Source organism: Acinetobacter sp. Brlt_5 (genome assembly GCF_051949055.1).
Classification (GTDB): Bacteria; Pseudomonadota; Gammaproteobacteria; order Pseudomonadales; family Moraxellaceae; genus Acinetobacter; species Acinetobacter indicus.
The window spans coordinates 103,073-121,138 of the sequence record NZ_JAYJLP010000010.1; the positions used below are offsets into that span (position 1 = coordinate 103,073).

An 18,066-nucleotide genomic window follows, 5' to 3' on the forward strand; every position below is an offset into this window, starting at 1 on the left:
CATCATGAGCGTATTAGTAAATAAAGACACAAAAGTATTGGTTCAGGGTTTCACTGGTAAAAACGGAACCTTTCATTCGGCTCAGGCGCTGGATTATGGCACGCGTGTTGTCGGCGGTGTAACTCCAGGTAAAGGTGGTCAAACCCATTTAGACCTGCCAGTATTTAACACCATGAAGCAGGCAGTTCGTGAAACTCAGGCCGATGCTTCGGTGATTTATGTACCCGCACCTTTTGTACTGGACTCGATTGTTGAAGCAGTCGATGCCGGTATTGAACTGATTGTGGTAATTACCGAAGGTGTACCAACCCTAGATATGCTAAAAGCCAAACGCTATTTAGAAACCAATGGTAATGGTACACGCTTAATAGGCCCGAACTGTCCGGGTATTATTACCCCGGGCGAATGTAAGATCGGGATTATGCCAGGTCATATTCATCAGCCAGGGAAAATCGGGATTATCTCGCGTTCAGGAACGCTGACTTATGAAGCGGTTGCGCAAACTACCAAATTGGGTCTGGGCCAGTCAACCTGTATCGGCATCGGCGGTGATCCGATTCCGGGCATGAACCAGATTGACTGTCTGAAGCTGTTCCAGGACGATCCACAAACTGAAGCCATTATCATGATTGGTGAGATTGGCGGCACAGCCGAAGAAGAAGCAGCCGAATACATTCAGGCGCATGTGACCAAGCCTGTGGTGGGCTATATTGCCGGTGTAACCGCACCAAAAGGCAAACGCATGGGCCATGCTGGCGCGATTATTTCTGGCGGTAAAGGAACCGCAGAGGAGAAATTTGCTGCCTTTGAACGTGCCGGAATGGCTTATACCCGTAGCCCGGCCGAGCTCGGTTCAACCATGCTGAAAGTATTGCAGGACAAAGGTTTGGTGTAAAACCTACCTGACTAAAAAACCCCAGTTCTGATCTGACCCCAATAAGTTGGACGGTTTGATTAAGCAGCTTTTAAGGACTGAGTTCTGTATTCTACAGGACTCAGTCCTTTTAATTTAACCTTGATTCGTTCATGGTTGTAATAATGAATATATTCTTTCACGGTCTGTTCCAACTCTTCAACTGAATTAAATTCCTCACCATAGAAACATTCTGATTTAAGTATTCCAAAGAAGCTTTCCATTGAAGCGTTGTCCAGACAGTTACCTTTACGCGACATACTTTGAATAAGCCCGTGCTGTTGAAGCTGTTGCTGATAAAATCTCATTTGATATTGCCAGCCCTGATCTGAATGAATAATTGGCTTATCATTCGGGCTGAGCTTGGCGATAGCATCTTTCAACATATCTTTAACTAAACCAAACAGTGGTCTACGTTGGAGCTGAAACGCAATGATTTCACCATTAAACAAATCCATGATGGGTGACAGATAAAGTTTTTCACCGCGTACATTAAATTCAGTTACATCTGTTACCCACTTCTGATTGGGCTTGTCTGCCTTGAATTGACGCTGCAACACATTATTGGCAATTTTACCAATTTGCCCCTTATAAGAGCGATACTTTACAGCTCTAATACATGATCTGAGCTGCATGGGCTGCATCAAGCGTTGAACACACTTATGGTTAATGGTAAACCCCAAATTCTTCAAGGCAAGTGTAATCCTGCGATACCCGTATCGTCCCTTATGTTTATGATATATCGCCTTAATTTGCTGTTTAAGGTCACTATATTTATCTTCACGCTTTGATTGCTGCTCATGATAAAAGTAAGTGCTTCGAGCCATTTCTGATGTACGTAACAAGTGCCTTAATTGATAGCTTTGCCTTAATTCAGATATGAATCTTGCAGCCGTTGCTGTTCGGCTTTTTCCTGTTCTTTGCGCTTCTGAATCAAGGCTCTCCGCTTTTTTAGATAAGCGACCTCTGCCCGTAGATACGCTAATTCCTCAAGTAGCTGTTCTTGAGTTTTATTTCGATCTTCTTGTGAGGTTTTAATTCTAGGTCGCTGTGGCTTTGGCATCTGTTTGGGGCGTCCTTTGGGCTTAGATTTTAAGCCATCTATACCGTGTGCCTGATATTTGGGCAACCATGTAGAAAGAGTTCCAACTTCTTTTAATTTAAAAAATCTTAAAGCATCGATAAGTGACAAGCCATCATTCAATATTTTAAGAACAACTTTAAGTTTGAACTCTGTAGAGTAGGTTATGCGATGAGATTGAGGTTTCAAGCCGTCTTCGCCAAGAGTCTGGTATATAGCAACCCATTGTCGAATAGTAGCTCTGTCTAATTTATATTTATTAGCTGTTTTTCTAAACCCATCATCATTTTTATTTGATAAATAATTTTGAACAACTTCAAGTTTAAACTGTTGAGAATATTTAGCCATAGAAAAGCACCCTTCAAATTGGACTAAGAGTGTCCAACTTTCGGGGTGCAGATCATTAGAGCGGGTTTTTTATGGCAAAGAACATAGATAATGATGACGCTTCTATTGAGGAAAAAGTAAAGCATACAAAACAAATAAAATGATTGTTTTAGTAATTGTGATTTACATCACACTTTAATAGAATATCGAACAATAATTATCAGAAACTTGAGAATTTATATGATCAAAATAACAACGATCATGCCGATTCAGTGTCTGTCGCTTTGCTCTTTTTTATTTTTTTCTTCTGCTCATGCCAATACGCTTGATCAGCAACGTGAGCACGCGGTGGAGATGGTTCGGTCCGGGCAGGTGGTCTCTGGACTCAATCGCTTGCAGGCGTTATTAGCTCAATTTCCCACAGATCAAAAGTTAATTGCGGATTATCTAGTTTTGGCCTATGGTCAGCCTGTGGTACATCCACAGGATTTATACCGCCTAACGCAGCAGATTCAACCTAAAACCTTTCCTGCCTATGCCCAGGTCAGCGCTATCAAGGTGCTCCGTGATGCCAAGCAGTACGCTCAGGCCAAAGCGTATCTGGCCCGGTTTCAGCCTTTAAATACCCAGGCCAGCGGCAAAGTCTGGCACGCGGTACTGGAAGCCGAGTCGGGTCAGGCAGCAGCCGCTAAAACGTTGCTGAAAAACCTGCAATGGCAACAGCTTAGTGCCGATGACCTGAGTTTATTGTCTTATACCTATCGTATCCTGAATATGCCGGTACAAGCCTTGCAGGCAGCCGAAGCCGGATTAAAAAAGCAAAGCAGCATTGCAGGCCATGAACAATATGTACTGTCGCTGATGCTTAATGGCAAGCATTATGCAGCAGAGAACTATCTGCTGCAACAACAGTTAGCACAGAGCCATCCTCGTTTATTATTGCAAGTCAAACAGCACCAGTTTTCTACCCGGATTCAGACTGCAGTACAGGCCTATAAAACGGCACAACTGCGCAGTGAATATGCAACAGCCTATACCGAGCTGGATGCGGTACTGGCCGATATGGCTGCACATGAACCACAGGTGGCAGCTGACGCCGAACTGCAGCGCGCATTCTATGCCGATTATCTGTATGCCTTGGGACAGCGTAAGCGTCATCAGCAGGTCTTGAAAATTGTGCAACAGCAGCATCAGCCAATTGCAAACTGGCCGGCTTATGTACGCCATGCCATTGCCGATGCCTATCTGGCCACCCGACAACCGGAACTGGCTGAACCGGTGTATTTAAGCCTGTTTCAGGAAAAGAACTATGCAGACTATACGGTGTATGCCGGTTTGTATTATGCCTATATCGAACAGGAAAAATTCAAGCAGGCTGATCAGCTGATTCAGGACATGGACCGTCAGTTACCGCGTTATCGTTATAGCGAGGCCAAAGGCGTGGACCGCAGTACCCATGAAGACCGGGAGCAGTATCTGGCTTTAAAAGGGCTGAACTATGCCTACCGCAACGAACATGCCAAAGCCGAGCAGTATTTTGAAACCCTGGTTTCAATTGCACCGAATAATCTGGCCTATCAGAACAATCTGGCACAAATTCAGCGCTGGCGTGAAAAACCACTGACTTCCCAACAAACGCTGGAGCAGTGGAATGGTCTGGATCAGGTCAGTCAAATCACCCAGATTAACCAGATGCAAAATGCCCAAGCCCTGAATGATATTAGGGGCTGGCGTCAGCTGAATCAGGCCTTGTTACAGACGGCTGCAGATGATACCGGTGTGCAATTAAGCCGCAAAGAATTAAAGGATCGCGATCATTTCAGCATTCAGCATGAAAGTTATTTTTCTGAAAGTCGTTCCGATCAGGAACAGTTACTGAACCGTTTAAAAGGTTCAGAAGAGCGTACCCATTGGACCCGTCTTAACAGTCCATGGATGAATAAACATTATCAGGTTTTTATTGACCATCAGCATCGGCAGGGGCGTTATGAAGATGGCACCCTGGATGATCCGCGTTTAGGTCTGGGTGTGGCCTGGTCCAAAGATCGCAAGTATGCCAGCCTGTTGCTGTCTCAATCTTTAGATGAAGACCGTGTGGGCGCTGCACTGGACTGGTCACACTGGTTAAATGATCATTGGCAATATCATCTGGCGGTGAATACCCAGGCCGATATTCCGTTGCAGGCAATGGCCAAAGCACATGAAGGACAGTCGTATCGGGCGGCTTTTAACTGGCAGGCCAACGAGTCGCGTAAAGCCGGTGCACAATTTCAATTGACCGATATTGATGATGGCAACACCCGTCAGGAATATCAGGCCTATTTTAGCCAGCAGTTTTATCAGGCCCCGCATCATCTGAGTCGTGCCACGCTCAGCGGCTATTATGGAAAAAATAAGCCCGTCGCCGTGGATTATTTTAATCCTGAATCCAGCCATAGTTTAGAGCTGAAACTGGAACATGATTGGATGACCTGGCGTCGTTATGAGCAACATTTTAATCAGCATTTTGAACTGACGCTGGGCACATTTGGACAGAAAGACTATTCCAATGAGCCGATATATAACCTGTTGTATCGCCATGACTGGCATGTGTCACGAACCTGGAAACTGCACTATGGCATTGGTTGGGGCAGCCATCCATACGATGGCAAAACAGAAGAAAAAACCTATGCAGTATTCGGCTTTGAAGGACGATTCTAATGCAAATGAAACCCGCTTTACTCCTGAGTGCCTGTATCGCTGCATGTGTTTATTCTCCTTTGACCGTGCAGGCCGAGACCAGCACAGCGCCAGCAGCAACTACAGCGCCGCTTGATGCGCAGGCCTATGAATTTGTTACCTTAACTTTTCATGATGTGCGTGATGACGTTGCCAAACAGGGTGACCGTGATCTATACGCCATCAGCACCCATAACTTTGCCCAGTTCCTGCAATGGATCAGGGAACATGGCTGGCAGCCTATTCGGTTAGAAGATGTCTGGCAGGCCCGTCAGCATAAGACAGCCTTACCGGAAAAAGCAGTATTAATAACTATTGATGATGGCGCGCTCAGCAGCTATAGCCATATTTTCCCCTTATTAAAACTGCATCAGGTTCCGGCTGTTTTTGCTATTCCGACCAGCTGGATTAATGGCAATACCAAAGATGCCTATGAAGCCTACGGGGAGGGCAACCTGATGAACTGGCCGCAGATGCGTGAAATGCAGCAATCCGGTCTGGTCGAGTTTGCCTCACACAGTGATGACTTGCATCACGGGATTATTGCCAATCCGCAGCTAAACCAGCAGCCAGCCGCGATTACCCGTGAATATTTCCCGGCCCAGCAGCGTTATGAATCTGATCGCGCCTATGCGACGCGAGTGGTAAAAGACTTGCGTCAATCGAAGCAGATTCTAGATCGTGAATTAGGAATTAATACCCGTGCTATTTTCTGGCCGTATGGTGCGGTGACCAAGGAAACTGAAGCGCTGGCCCGTGAAGCCGGTCTACCAATGTCGTTTAGTCTGGGCAGCGTACTGACATTGGGCGATGCCGATACCACCTATCAGCGTGCCCTGATTACGGAAAACCCATCGCCAGAAGAAGTGTTTGGTGAAATTAAAGACTTCTTGATGAATAGCCGGGCGCCGCATAAGCAGCGTAAAAGTTTATTACGCATCAACCTGGCAGATCTGGCAGGGAGCAATATCACCGCATCAGAAGCACATTTGAGCCAGCTGCTCAATCAGGTCAATGCCTTTCAATCCAATACGCTGGTCCTAAATGCGGTGGCCGATCAGAATGCCGATGGTAAAATTGATGTGGCTTATTTTCCGAATCGGACCTTGCCGGTGGCTCAGGATTTGCTGAACCGGGTGGTATGGCAGGCCCGGACCCGGATTGCTAATCGGGTATATGCAGAAATGCCGCTGAGTCTGGAAACCCGGCAAGGTTATGATCTGGCAGAATTGACCGCAGATCTGGTGAAAAACAACAGCTCGATTGAAGGACTGATGATTGAAACCGGCGATGCGTTACATTGCGCCGTATTTCAGGCCGAATGGAATGCAAGCTGTCAGGCACAGCTGCAACAGGTATTGAGCATCAAGAACCGGACCAAAAGCCAGGGTAAATACTATGCCAATATCAGTAACAACTATCAGACTGCATTAAAGCTGGAGATTCAGAATCAGCCACTTGACGGACTGAAAAAACTGCTGCAGCAACTGCCGGATCATGCCGATTTCCTGTATCTGGCTGTCGATCCGTTGGCATCACCCCAAGCCATCAAACATCTGCATCAGGCTTTAAACCAGTTAAATGATCGTGAAAAGCAGCATTTGATGATTAACTTGCAGATTAATCCGGACAGCACTGCAGCAGACTGGCGACATTATCAGCAGATATATCAGCAGCTGAGACGTCAGGGCATTCAAAAAATTGGTATTGATAATTATCAGCCGACCCATGGGCAGGCCGTGCATCAGCACCTGTACCGGGCGTTGAGCCTGAATACAAGTCCGCTGAGTTATCGTGATCCCTATGTCCTGGAACAGGGAGAGCCGCAATGATGGAAGTGTTCTCGAAATTGAGTTTTAACGATTTTTATTTTGGTTTTGCATTTTTATATCCCTTGTTGATGGCCTGGCTGTGGATTGCGGGCGGGATCTGGTTTTATTTTAAACGGGAACATCGTCAGGATCATTTCCCTGAACCGAGCGATGAAGGCTGCAGTATCGTCATTCCTTGCTTCAATGAAGAAGAGCAGGTCAGACGTACCATCAAGTTTGCCATGCAAAGCCAGTATCCGGAATTTGAAGTGATTGCAGTCAATGATGGTAGTCAGGACCGGACTGCAGCAATTCTGGATGAGCTGGCCACGCAATATCCAAAGCTACGGGTGGTCCATCTGGCCGAAAACCAGGGCAAAGCCTATGCCTTAAGAGCCGGGGCAATGGTTAGTCGCTATGAATTTCTGGTCTGTATTGATGGTGATGCGCTGCTGCATCCACACGCAGTATTCTGGATGATGCATCAGCTGACCAGCTTTCCGCGTGTCGGGGCGGTTACCGGTAATCCACGGATTATTAACCGTTCCAGCGTGCTCGGTAAAATTCAGGTCGGTGAATTCTCTTCAATTATTGGATTGATTAAACGCGCGCAGCGTACCTATGGCCGGATTTTTACCGTATCAGGTGCGATTGCCGGTTTTCGTAAAACCGCGCTGGACCGGATTGGCTACTGGCGTGATGACATGATTACTGAAGATATTGATGTTTCGTGGCGTTTGCAGTTCGACCACTGGGATTTGCAGTATGTGCCCAAAGCCCTGTGTTATATCTATATGCCGGAAACCTTCAAAGGGTTATGGAAACAGCGCTTACGCTGGGCACAAGGCGGGATTGAAGTGCTGATTGCCTATGTGCCAAAACTGTTTAAATGGCGCCTTAGACGGATGTGGCCGATTGTGATTGAATCGATCATCAGCGTGCTATGGGCCTATGTGATTATGGGCATCTTTGTGCTGTATTTTTATGGGCTGTTTTTCCCCTTGCCGGGCGAGTGGGCAATTCAATCGATTCTGCCGCAGTGGTACGGGGTGATTTTGGGCCTGACCTGTTTGCTGCAGTTTCTGGTCAGCTTAATGATCGATCATCAATATGATAAAAACCGTACCTTGAGAACCTATTTCTGGGTAATCTGGTATCCGCTATTTTTCTGGCTGATTACCGCGCTGACCACGGTGGTGTCTGTGCCAAAAATTTTGCTGAAAAAGCAGAAACGTGCACGCTGGGTCAGCCCGGACCGTGGTTTTACCAAGGAGCACGAGCATGGCTAAATTTAAAATGATTGAGGATGAAGCTCAGCTGGAGCTACCAGAATATATTGATGAGCCGCGCTATGTACGTAACAAGGCCGCAGGCTATGGACTATTCTTTCTGGGCTGGTTGGCCTGGATCTGGTTATTCCTGCCTCTGATCACTATGTTGCTGTGGCTGTTTCAGGGCTATACTGTATATGAGCAGCTGTTTGTGATGTCGGCGCCGCAAAGCTCGTTCAGCCTGTTTTATCTGGGGCTGGCGATTATGGTGTTTATTCTGATTCTGCTGATCTGGGCTGTGTATAACTGGCTGCGTTTTCGTGATAATGAGCGCCGGGCTTTTCCGGAGCATATTCAGACTGAGCAGCTGGCGGAAAGTTTTCAGGTCGACACAACTGAAATGGCGTATTTGCAGCAGGCCAAAAATCTGACCTTACATTATGATCAAGATGGACAGCTGGAAAAATTTGAAGTTCATCAGACACTGTCTTCATCATAGAACATTGAAAAACAGCCATAAAAAACGCAGCCTTAGCTGCGTTTTTTTATTCACCTCATTTAAGTTGATGAAGTTTCCTGATTGATTTTCGGCTGAGATTTCAGGCTTTGGGTCAGACCGTTAATATCACCGCCATGAATACCCAGTTCACTCATCAGGCTGTCAATTAACGGCGCTTGCGAACGATAGCGCAGGGCACTGTTCACCACCTGATCAGACAGGGCCACTTGACCATGACCGTATTCGCTGCCATCGACATGTGCGCTGCCCATCCCATTTAAACCATTGATGTGCAGAATCTTGATGTCATCAATATTTTCCATTGGCTTGACGCTTTCACGGATAATTTCTGGCAGGTATTTCAGCATGGCCAGACGTACCTGCATTTCGACCTGTTCCGTCGACAGGATGTTATTGGCTTCGTTGACTGCACGGGTACCTTCAGCATCAACCTGATACTGTTTTTCCATCGCTTGTGCCAGCAGGACTTTGGCATCGGCTTCACCACGCGCTTTTAAACGCAGCTGTTCTGCATTGGCTTCTGCGGTAATCCGCACCGCTTCCGCTTCATCGACCGCCGCCTGTTTGCCCGCTTCAGCAGCAACAGTAATGGCAATCGCATCTTTCTCAGCGGCCTGCTTGGCAGCCACCAGCTCGACTGCCTTGGCACGTTCTGCGCGCTGGGTTTCACGTACGGTAATCACTTCTTCTTCTGCTTTTACCGCTTGAGCACGGGCTAAATCGGCCTGCGCTTTGGCTTCAGATTCGGCACGGGATTTTTCCGCAATGGCAATGGCGCGGTCCTGTTCGGCCAGCTCAATGGTTTTCTTCTGTTCCACTTGGGCTTTTTGGACTAGCTGTTCTTTTAAAATATTTTCATTGGCGACATCACGTGCTGAGCCAATCCGTTTCAGTTCAATTTCACGTTCAGCAGCAATGCGGGCTTCTTCCGCTTCACGTTTTTTGGCTGCTTCCTGGGCTGCAATTTCCGCCAGCTGTTCAGCACGGCGTACCGAAATTTCACGTTCTTGCTGTAACTTGGCATATTCTTCTTCACGAAGAATCTGCAGGCGCGCCTGTTCGGCTTCCAGGTTTTTGGCTTTAATGGCTAAGTCGGCATCCTGTTCAATGTCGTTACGTTTACGACGACGGTCTTCAATGGTTTCGGTTAATTTGGTCAGACCTTCGGCATCGAAAGCATTTTGCGGGTTAAAGTAGCGGAAACTGGTCTGATCCAGTCCGGTTAAAGATACAGTTTCCAGTTCCAGACCGTTTTTAAACAGATCTTCCGACACCACCTGCTGTACTTTCTGTACGAAGTCGACGCGTTTTTCATGCAGTTCTTCCATCGCCATTTCTGCGGCTACGGCACGTAAAGAATCGACAAATTTGCCTTCGACCAGATTTTTTAATTCATTCGGGGACATGGTTTTTTGCCCCAGCGTTTGTGCTGCGGTGGCAATAGATTCAGCGGTCGGTTTAACCCGCACATAAAATTCGGCCATGACATCGACACGCATACGGTCGCGGGTAATCAGGGCCTGATCTTCAGCACGGCGCACTTCCAGACGCAGGGTATTCATATTGACCGGAATAATTTCATGCAGCACCGGTAACACAATCGCCCCCCCGCCGAGAATGACATGCTCACCGCCAAAACCGGTACGCACAAAGGAAATTTCCTTGCTAGAGCGGCGATACAGGCGGGCCAGGATTAAACCAATCACAAATAAGGCCAGAAAAATAATTCCGGCAATAATCAAGACGTTATACATATTTGAACTTAACATTGTTATCTCTTGTGTTTTTCAGTTGTTAATTTAAATGCATGGCATAAAAGCCAATTTTGGTTCTCCCCGTTAAAATTACGGATTGACCCTGTTGAAAACTTTCGTCCTGTTCCGGTTCTACCAGAATATAGTGGGTCAGACCATGCTGATCCTGCACTTTGGCTTCTGCCGGAGAATTGGGAGTAGCCACACCTAAAATAATGGTGGCTGTGCGGCCAATCAGCTCGTCACTATAAATGGCGGTGGTTTCATCTTGCGGTAAAATGCGGGCAATCAGCATGGCGCTATAACGCACCAGGGGCATGCTCAGAAACAGACAGGCCGGTGCCATTATCCAGGCGGTAATATATTGACCGATCCATTGAAACAGCACTGATTGTAAAATCAGGCCAGACAAACCATATAAGGTCAGGAAAATAATCAGCCAGATCAGCAGCGGTACCCGGCCAATGTACAGCCAGTCCAGAAACTGGACCAACAGGCCACTAGAACCATCAATATTCACTTCTACATCTTTATGCGGAATTAAGTCATCTGGCAGAAACTGGTCCAGAATGCCCTGACTGCCGCCACCGGCCAGTAACAGAAACACTTCCAGCAGGGCAAAGAAAAACAGCAGGCAGATACAGACACTAAAAATCAGATTGGAAGGGTGAGTGAGCAAATCCCACATAACTGAATACTCTATTGTTCTGTTGTGTTTAAATTATTGATATTCAAAATATATATTATTATTGAATGCGCCTAGCATAGCATTAGGTCGCGTTTTTGTCTAAAAAACCTGCATATTTTAGGCAAAAAAATACGCAATGATTGGGGTGATCATTGCGTAGAACAACGAATCTGCTTGCACAGTTTCGGTAAAGGAGAAATGTTATGAATTAGGATTGCTCCTAGAACATGTGACTATAATACGCCGGCGTTGGGCTGGGTTCAGCAGCGTTCAGGTAAATTCATGTTAAAGATTGTTGCTTCTATAAAAATTGTGTGACATTTCTCTCCATATTTCCTCCATCATTGTAAACGTGGCATAAAAAAGCCTTTCGCGAGGAAAGGCTTTTCAAGATCAGCGTGGGGCTTAGAAGCGGAACACCCCTAAACCGGCTTTAACTTCATCTAAAGTGGCTTGAGTAATGTCACGGCACTTATCGGTACCGGTCTTTAAGATATCCATGATGTAATCTGGATCTTTGGCCAGTTCTAAACGGCGTTCACGGATTGGACCAATCAGCTCTTTTAAAATACCTTCCAGACGTTTTTTCACGGTACCATCACCCAGACCACCACGGCGATAATGGGCTTTTAATTCTTCCAGTTCTTCTTTGTTCGGATCGAAAGCATCTAGGTAGGTAAATACCACGTTGCCTTCAACCTGGCCCGGATCTTCAATGCGGAGGTGGTTCGGGTCGGTGTACATGGCATTTACTGCTTTTTTAATGTCTTTGTCAGTAGCATCGAGCACAATGGTGTTGCCCAATGATTTTGACATTTTGGCTTTACCATCAAAACCAGGTAAACGGCCCACATTCGACAGCAGTGCTTTACATTCAGGCAGCAGGTCCTGACCTACCTGACGGTTAATGCGGCGTACAATTTCGTTGGTCTGTTCGATCATAGGAATCTGATCTTCACCCACGGGCACTACAGTCGCTTTAAACGCGGTAATATCGGCCGCTTGGGCAACTGGATAGCACAGGAAACCAGCTGGAATATCACGTTCAAAACCACGCATCTGAATTTCAGATTTAATGGTCGGGTTGCGCTCTAAACGTGCCACAGTGACAAAGTTTAAATACAGCATAGTCAGTTCATTCAAGGCCGGCAGGCAAGACTGAACACAAATGGTGGTTTTGGTCGGGTCAATGCCCACGGCCAGATAATCGGTCGCCACTTCAATAATATTACGACGTACTTTTTCAAAGTTGTCGGCGTTATCAGTCAGGGCTTGAGCATCGGCAAGTAAAAGATGTTGATGGTGAGAATCCTGTAAACCTACACGTGAACGTAAAGAACCTACAAAATGACCGAGGTGAAGTTGTCCGGTTGGACGGTCGCCAGTCAAAATAACAGGACGATTATCTTGATTACTCATTATCTCTTCCAAGTCGTTGTTACGACATTTCTATACCGATGATTGGGCTACATTGTACGGCATAATATTTTTGAATGTCACGGGATAAGCCGAACAGAATCAACAATTGTCTGGAAATTTTAAAGATTTATTAATGAAGTAAATACAGAGTTTTGGAAGATTTCTCCTTAGAATAAGCCTAGAACACGATAAGGATAAAAATTATGGCGAGTAGCTTATTACTATTATTAGATGATATTGCCACTGTTTTAGATGATGTGGCGGTCATGAGTAAAATGGCCGCAAAGAAAACGGCCGGTGTACTCGGTGATGATCTGGCCCTGAATGCCCAGCAGGTCAGCGGTGTACGTTCGGAGCGGGAACTGCCGGTGGTCTGGCGCGTGGCCAAAGGTTCTTTTGTCAATAAACTGATTCTGGTGCCTTTAGCTCTACTGATTAGCGTGGTGGCGCCGTGGCTGATTAACCCGTTACTGGTCGTGGGCGGTTTATTCTTATGTTATGAAGGGGTTGAAAAAGTCCTGCATTCCTTGCACAAGAAAAAAGCCAAAACTGCCGAAGAAGCGCAGCAGGAATTAATTAAAACCGAAACCGATCTGGCCACGTTTGAAAATGAAAAAATCAAAGGGGCAGTCCGGACCGACTTTATTCTCTCGGCAGAGATTATTGTCATTTCCTTGGGTACTGTAGCTACCGCGGCCTTTGGTGTAAAAGTCACAGTGCTGAGTATTATTGCCATCGCTATGACCATTGGGGTCTATGGGTTAGTGGCATTTATTGTCAAGATTGATGATATTGGGCTGCATCTCTCGGAACAGGCTTCTAATTTTAAACAGTCGGTCGGGCGCGGCTTGTTGGCCTTTGCGCCAATCTTGATGAAAATCCTGTCGATTGTCGGGACTCTGGCCATGTTCCTGGTGGGCGGCGGGATTATCAACCACGCTATTCCATTGGTACATCACTTTACCGAAGACAGTGTGGAATACGTGCAGGAAATTCCCAATATCGGCAGTATTTTTGGTGCGCTTACTCCAACCTTGATCAATTTTGCTGTGGGCTTTATTGCCGGTTTGATTGTGGTGGCGCTAATTGGTCTGGTGAAAAAGGTCTGGCCACGTTCCAAAGCCTCTTAAACTATGTAAAATTCTAGCCAAGAGATAAAGATAATAAGGAGATTGCTATGCGTTGGAAAGGTCGTCGCGTCAGTAGCAATGTAGAAGATCGTCGCGGTGGTGGCGGTGCCAAAGCCGGCGGGATCAGTATTCTGGGTCTGGTGGTGGCTTTTGTGGCCTGGAAGTTTTTTGGGGTCGATCCGCAAACAGCCTATCAGGCCACCAAACAGGTGACCAATCAGGGGCAGAGCGCGGAAACGCGTGGTCTGGAAAATCCGACGCCGGAGCAGCAGGAATCGATGGAGTTTATTGGTACCATTCTGGCCGATACCGAAGATACCTGGACGCAGGTGTTTGCCCAGCAGCTGAACCAGCAATATGTGCCACCCAAACTGGTGATGTTTAATGGTGCGGTCAGTTCCGCCTGTGGCAATGCCAGCGCTGCCATGGGGCCGTTTTATTGCCCGGCCGATCAGAAAGTCTATTTAGATACTGGTTTCTTTAAAGATATGCGCACCCAGATGGGAATTTCCGGCGAGCAGAACCAGACCGAATTATCGCGTCAGGATCAGGCTGGAGATTTTGCCCAGGCTTATGTGATTGCACATGAAGTCGGCCATCATATTCAGACCATTCTGGGGATTTCCGGACAGGTACAGCAGATGCGTCAGCGTGCCAGTCAGGTCGAAGGCAACCAGTTATCGGTTCGTCAGGAACTTCAGGCCGATTGTCTGGCCGGTGTCTGGGCGCATCATAACCATCAGCGTACTCAATTCCTGGAACAGGGCGATGTACAGGAAGCGATGGATGCCGCACATAAAATTGGTGATGACTATTTGCAGAAACGTTCGAGTGGACAAGTAGTGCCGGATAGCTTTACCCATGGTACCAGTGCCCAGCGAGTGCAATGGTTTAATACTGGTCTGAAGTCGGGCAATATGAATGATTGCGATACCTTTGGACAAGCCCTCTAGTGTTGCATCCGCTTTTTAACTTAAGGTGAATACAGGAGGATGTGCAACTGCATATCCTCCAGTTTTTTAAGCCTAGCTTTTCTAACCAGCGCAGTTTTTCATTCCAATAGATTTCAACACTCTAAGATTCTTTTTATGTCTATTCCAGCACGTCCCAGTCAGGAGTTGGCCGCTTATATCACCGCGGTGATTGCCCAGATTCCACCTGGTAAAGTTGCCACCTATGGTCAGATTGCAAAACTGGCCGGTTTGCCGAAACATGCGCGTCTGGTGGGTTATGTACTGAAACATCTGGCACCGGGGCATGTGTTACCATGGCATCGGGTGCTAAATGCGCAAGGGAAAATTAGCCTAAGCAAAATCAATGCGCAGGGTGAAAATATACAGGCGTTAAAACTGATACAGGAGGGTGTAGTGGTCCTGAATAACAAGGTGAGCTTAAAGCAGTATCAATGGCAGCCCTAAAAATAAAAAATTCCCCATACCCGCAGGTACAGGGAATTTTCTGGAGGAAAGATTAACGTACGATGAGTACAGGAACATTACCTTCGCCCAGTACGCTTTGCGCGACGCTACCGAGGAATAACTTTTTCAAACCGGTACGGCCATGAGAACCCATCACAATCAGGTCTGCATTCATTTCAGTTGCAGCACGTGCAATTTCACGATGAATCACTTGACCTTCAAGCAGACGAGACTCAACTGCTACACCTTGTTCCTGGAATTTTGCTTTGGCTTCATCCAGTGTTTTGAGAATAGACACACGCGCACGTTCAATCAGGTCATTGGTCTGGCCTGCTGAAATGTATTCTGATGCAATATATGGATCGAGTGTTAACACCTGTGCAACGGTTACTTTACTGCCGAAAGCTTTGGCAAGCTCGACTGCTTTGGCAACTGCTGCGTAAGAAGTTTCAGAACCGTCCACTGGAACTAAAATGTGTTGAAATGCCATCGTTATTTCTCCTTATTGTGTCATTCAACAATAAAAAATTGAGGGAACACTTTCTATTGCCTTAATCTTATCTTAGCGCTTATTTTTAAATAATAAAACCCAGTAATTTCATAGGGATAATTATTTTTTTAAGGAAGTTTAAGCCTTTCTAATTTAACATGTTTTTGAGTAATTAATCAGCAGTTTACACTAAAGTTGAAGGCTTATTTCATTAAGTCTGGCTTTAGAATGTGTTTAGCTCAGGTTTTTTGAGTTTTAATATCGATTAGATGAAAGTTTTGACCTGATGCTTGGCCTAAGCAAAAGTCCAAGGGAATAATCAGCAGTCTTTGAAATAATCAACCAAAGCAGCAACATCCTCTGTCTGCAACTGTTCCCGCATCTTTAAAAACTGCTTTTCATCCATCTCGTAAATTTTAAGGGAAAGCAGTTTTTCTATATCTTCTTGTGGAAAGCGATATTTAATAATTTTGGCAGGAACTCCTCCCACCACGGCATAAGGTGGAACGTCTTTTGTTACGACCGCACCAGTTGCCACAATTGCACCTTCACCCAGCGTCACGCCTTGCATAATCATGGCACGTGAGCCAATCCAGCAACCATCACCAATAATAGTATCGCCAGCAGGTACAAAACTGCGCGTATCAAACGGAAAGGCAGAAATCCAGTCAGTTCGGTGTAACTGATTACCGCCCATCATAATCACGCATTCCGCCCCAAAACACACGAAATTGCCAATATAAAGCTGATCAATTGGCTTCTCAGGCGTAGAAGGCTTGTCATGCAAATAACGCACAACACAACGCTCAAAACCCTGATCCCAATAAGCAGAATAATAAGAATAGTTTCCCTTAATGTGAATATTAGGGTTTTTCATAGTTTTAGAAATAAATTCGAATTCACACCAATGCTTAACAGGGGAATTAATTAAGGGTTCAGCCATAAGAGCAATCAAAGAACAAGCGTAACGCCATTATAGCCGAAGTTAACTCAAATGCTTAAAGGCCTCAATTGCACGAACACGACTGCTTTTTAAATCTACAATCGGCTTTGGATAATCCAATTTTAGTTGTGGATTTTTCGCATAAGGTTCGTGAATTTGTTTCGCATTTAAATGTGAAATTTCAGGTACCCATTGACGAATATAATCGCCATTTGCATCAAACTTTTGCGACTGACTTACAGGGTTGAAAATACGGAAATACGGTGCAGCATCTGTTCCTGTAGATGCACACCACTGCCATCCACCGTTATTGGCAGCCAAATCACTATCAATTAAATGCTGCATAAACCATGATTCGCCTAAACGCCAATCTATCAGTAAATTTTTGCTTAAAAACATCGCGCAAATCATACGAACACGGTTATGCATCCAACCCGTTGCAAGTAACTGTCGCATGCCAGCATCTACAATTGGGATACCTGTTTGCCCATGCTGCCAAGCCTGTAAATCTTCAGGAGCATTGCGCCATACAATGCGTTGAGTGTCTAATTTAAATGGTAAGTTTTTCGATACGCGAGGGTAGTCGAATAAAATATGCTGATAAAACTCACGCCAAAGGAGTTCATTTAACCAAATTTGTTGCCCATTGTTTTCAAATTCCATACAGCCGTGACTGTGGCGAAACAAAGCTTGTAAACATTGGCGAATAGAAAGAATGCCAATATTTAAATAAGCTGCAAGTTTACTCGTGCTATTCAAATTCGGGAAATCACGTTCAATATGATAATACTCAACTTGATTTTCAATAAACTCATCTAAAAGTTCCCAAGCATGATGCTCACCAATTTGCCAAAGATTCTGTAGGTTTTCGCTGATTACTTTTTCTTCTGAATCTGAGTAAATATCACTTAATTGTGGAACTTCTCTTGTAAAGTCATTGTGCTGTGGAATTGGTTTTTGAACCTCAATAGTTGGGTAGCATTGTGGCAAGCTTATGCTGAGTTTCTCATAGCATTGCTTTTTAAATGCACCAAATACTTGATATGGATGACCAGTTTTATTACGAATGCTTCCAACAGGGAAAATAGTTCGGTCATGATACAACTCAAAACGAATATTATTCTTTTCTAATAGCTGTTGAGTTTGAGCATCGCGTTTTAATTCATTTACACCCAATTCTATATCGGCATGAACAGCTTGAATATTATGATTTTGGCATAAGCTTAATAATTGATTTGGCAGGTCTTTCCATAATGGAATAGTTAAAATAACAAGTGGAATATTTAACGTGGCAAGTTCATTTTTTAGATGATTCAGTTGTCTTAAATAGAAGTCAATTTTAATTAGCGCATCATTGTGCACTTGCCATTGTTTTGGCGATAGCACGACTAAGGCAATGCAAGGGCCAGCTTCGCGAGTATGCCAAAGAGCTGCATGATCATGAATTCTTAAATCTTGACGGAACCAAATAAGCTGCATTTTAAAATTTATAGAAAAATATTGACTATTAAAGCATATACATTTGCTGTAATTTTTTCGTGAACTTTTGTTTGAAAGATAATAAAAAAACCCCTCAAACGAGG

15 protein-coding genes are annotated in these 18,066 nt (G+C 45.4%); 8 read left to right on the forward strand and 7 right to left on the reverse strand.

Translation table 11 applies throughout. From position 1 onward, the window contains the following. Positions 1 to 4 precede the first annotated feature (4 nt). Complete coding sequence (gene sucD, locus VF685_RS08655; protein ID WP_005176265.1) at positions 5 to 895, forward strand: succinate--CoA ligase subunit alpha; 891 nt, start codon at positions 5 to 7, stop codon at positions 893 to 895. Positions 896 to 954: 59 nt separating this feature from the next. Here sucD and VF685_RS08660 read toward each other — a convergent pair. Further along, positions 955 to 2,342, reverse strand: a protein-coding gene (locus VF685_RS08660; protein WP_440203607.1) for an IS3 family transposase whose coding sequence is annotated in 2 segments (ribosomal slippage) — positions 955 to 1,845 and positions 1,848 to 2,342 — 1,386 coding nt in all. Because the reading frame shifts where the segments join, the coding sequence is not laid out codon by codon here. 219 nt (positions 2,343 to 2,561) lie between these two features. Between VF685_RS08660 and pgaA the strand changes: the two genes are divergently transcribed. Genes pgaA through pgaD form a run of 4 tightly spaced genes read left to right on the forward strand, consistent with a single transcriptional unit; the run spans position 2,562 to position 8,620 of the window. Beyond that, positions 2,562 to 5,021, forward strand: a complete 2,460-nt coding sequence (gene pgaA / locus VF685_RS08665; protein WP_242911952.1) for a poly-beta-1,6 N-acetyl-D-glucosamine export porin PgaA — start codon at positions 2,562 to 2,564, stop codon at positions 5,019 to 5,021. Beyond that, the gene (gene pgaB / locus VF685_RS08670) at positions 5,021 to 6,871 is read left to right on the forward strand and encodes a poly-beta-1,6-N-acetyl-D-glucosamine N-deacetylase PgaB (RefSeq protein ID WP_242911953.1); all 1,851 of its coding nucleotides are present in this window, start codon (positions 5,021 to 5,023) and stop codon (positions 6,869 to 6,871) included. Before pgaA ends, pgaB begins: the two co-directional genes overlap by 1 nt. Continuing rightward, positions 6,871 to 8,139: a poly-beta-1,6-N-acetyl-D-glucosamine synthase gene (pgaC, locus tag VF685_RS08675; RefSeq protein ID WP_171521968.1), complete on the forward strand. Its 1,269-nt coding sequence runs from the start codon at positions 6,871 to 6,873 to the stop codon at positions 8,137 to 8,139. Before pgaB ends, pgaC begins: the two co-directional genes overlap by 1 nt. Then, entirely contained in the window at positions 8,132 to 8,620 is a 489-nt protein-coding gene (gene pgaD, locus VF685_RS08680) for a poly-beta-1,6-N-acetyl-D-glucosamine biosynthesis protein PgaD (protein WP_242911954.1), read from the forward strand. Before pgaC ends, pgaD begins: the two co-directional genes overlap by 8 nt. A 59-nt stretch (positions 8,621 to 8,679) precedes the next feature. On the opposite strand, the gene VF685_RS08685 is transcribed toward pgaD, so the two are convergent. The 3 genes from VF685_RS08685 to trpS all read right to left on the reverse strand — a co-directional run bounded on the left by VF685_RS08685 (position 8,680) and on the right by trpS (position 12,502). Next, the gene (locus VF685_RS08685) at positions 8,680 to 10,410 is read right to left on the reverse strand and encodes a flotillin family protein (protein WP_242911955.1); all 1,731 of its coding nucleotides are present in this window, start codon (positions 10,408 to 10,410) and stop codon (positions 8,680 to 8,682) included. Positions 10,411 to 10,435: 25 nt separating this feature from the next. Further along, entirely contained in the window at positions 10,436 to 11,083 is a 648-nt protein-coding gene (locus VF685_RS08690; protein ID WP_005176281.1) for a YqiJ family protein, read from the reverse strand. 405 nt (positions 11,084 to 11,488) lie between these two features. Further along, positions 11,489 to 12,502 carry a tryptophan--tRNA ligase gene (trpS, locus tag VF685_RS08695; RefSeq protein ID WP_005176282.1) on the reverse strand — a complete coding sequence of 338 codons (1,014 nt, stop codon included), beginning with the start codon at positions 12,500 to 12,502 and terminating at the stop codon, positions 11,489 to 11,491. 203 nt (positions 12,503 to 12,705) lie between these two features. Here trpS and VF685_RS08700 point away from each other — a divergent pair, with 203 nt between their 5' ends. The 3 genes from VF685_RS08700 to VF685_RS08710 all read left to right on the forward strand — a co-directional run bounded on the left by VF685_RS08700 (position 12,706) and on the right by VF685_RS08710 (position 15,050). Then, positions 12,706 to 13,632, forward strand: coding sequence for a DUF808 domain-containing protein (locus tag VF685_RS08700; protein WP_075174426.1), 927 nt, complete (start codon positions 12,706 to 12,708; stop codon positions 13,630 to 13,632). A 47-nt stretch (positions 13,633 to 13,679) separates the two neighbouring features. Further along, the gene (ypfJ, locus tag VF685_RS08705) at positions 13,680 to 14,585 is read left to right on the forward strand and encodes a KPN_02809 family neutral zinc metallopeptidase (RefSeq protein WP_242911956.1); all 906 of its coding nucleotides are present in this window, start codon (positions 13,680 to 13,682) and stop codon (positions 14,583 to 14,585) included. A 135-nt stretch (positions 14,586 to 14,720) separates the two neighbouring features. Then, positions 14,721 to 15,050, forward strand: a complete 330-nt coding sequence (locus VF685_RS08710) for an MGMT family protein (RefSeq protein ID WP_168390664.1) — start codon at positions 14,721 to 14,723, stop codon at positions 15,048 to 15,050. Positions 15,051 to 15,102: 52 nt separating this feature from the next. On the opposite strand, the gene VF685_RS08715 is transcribed toward VF685_RS08710, so the two are convergent. From VF685_RS08715 to VF685_RS08725, 3 genes are all read right to left on the reverse strand, one after another. After that, the gene (locus VF685_RS08715; protein WP_005176293.1) at positions 15,103 to 15,540 is read right to left on the reverse strand and encodes a universal stress protein; all 438 of its coding nucleotides are present in this window, start codon (positions 15,538 to 15,540) and stop codon (positions 15,103 to 15,105) included. Between the two features lie 319 nt (positions 15,541 to 15,859). Continuing rightward, on the reverse strand, positions 15,860 to 16,483 hold the full coding sequence (locus tag VF685_RS08720; protein ID WP_242911957.1) for a CatB-related O-acetyltransferase: 624 nt from the start codon (positions 16,481 to 16,483) through the stop codon (positions 15,860 to 15,862). 42 nt (positions 16,484 to 16,525) lie between these two features. Further along, positions 16,526 to 17,962 carry a cryptochrome/photolyase family protein gene (locus VF685_RS08725; RefSeq protein WP_016659939.1) on the reverse strand — a complete coding sequence of 479 codons (1,437 nt, stop codon included), beginning with the start codon at positions 17,960 to 17,962 and terminating at the stop codon, positions 16,526 to 16,528. Positions 17,963 to 18,066 lie beyond the last annotated feature (104 nt).

Coding starts and splice junctions, on each gene's coding strand:
- sucD (WP_005176265.1), top strand. CDS start 5: ATGAGCGTATTAGTAAATAAAGACACAAAAGTATTGGTTCAGGGTTTC.
- pgaA (WP_242911952.1), top strand. CDS start 2,562: ATGATCAAAATAACAACGATCATGCCGATTCAGTGTCTGTCGCTTTGC.
- pgaB (WP_242911953.1), top strand. CDS start 5,021: ATGCAAATGAAACCCGCTTTACTCCTGAGTGCCTGTATCGCTGCATGT.
- pgaC (WP_171521968.1), top strand. CDS start 6,871: ATGGAAGTGTTCTCGAAATTGAGTTTTAACGATTTTTATTTTGGTTTT.
- pgaD (WP_242911954.1), top strand. CDS start 8,132: ATGGCTAAATTTAAAATGATTGAGGATGAAGCTCAGCTGGAGCTACCA.
- VF685_RS08685 (WP_242911955.1), bottom strand. CDS start 10,410: ATGTTAAGTTCAAATATGTATAACGTCTTGATTATTGCCGGAATTATT.
- VF685_RS08690 (WP_005176281.1), bottom strand. CDS start 11,083: ATGTGGGATTTGCTCACTCACCCTTCCAATCTGATTTTTAGTGTCTGT.
- trpS (WP_005176282.1), bottom strand. CDS start 12,502: ATGAGTAATCAAGATAATCGTCCTGTTATTTTGACTGGCGACCGTCCA.
- VF685_RS08700 (WP_075174426.1), top strand. CDS start 12,706: ATGGCGAGTAGCTTATTACTATTATTAGATGATATTGCCACTGTTTTA.
- ypfJ (WP_242911956.1), top strand. CDS start 13,680: ATGCGTTGGAAAGGTCGTCGCGTCAGTAGCAATGTAGAAGATCGTCGC.
- VF685_RS08710 (WP_168390664.1), top strand. CDS start 14,721: ATGTCTATTCCAGCACGTCCCAGTCAGGAGTTGGCCGCTTATATCACC.
- VF685_RS08715 (WP_005176293.1), bottom strand. CDS start 15,540: ATGGCATTTCAACACATTTTAGTTCCAGTGGACGGTTCTGAAACTTCT.
- VF685_RS08720 (WP_242911957.1), bottom strand. CDS start 16,483: ATGGCTGAACCCTTAATTAATTCCCCTGTTAAGCATTGGTGTGAATTC.
- VF685_RS08725 (WP_016659939.1), bottom strand. CDS start 17,962: ATGCAGCTTATTTGGTTCCGTCAAGATTTAAGAATTCATGATCATGCA.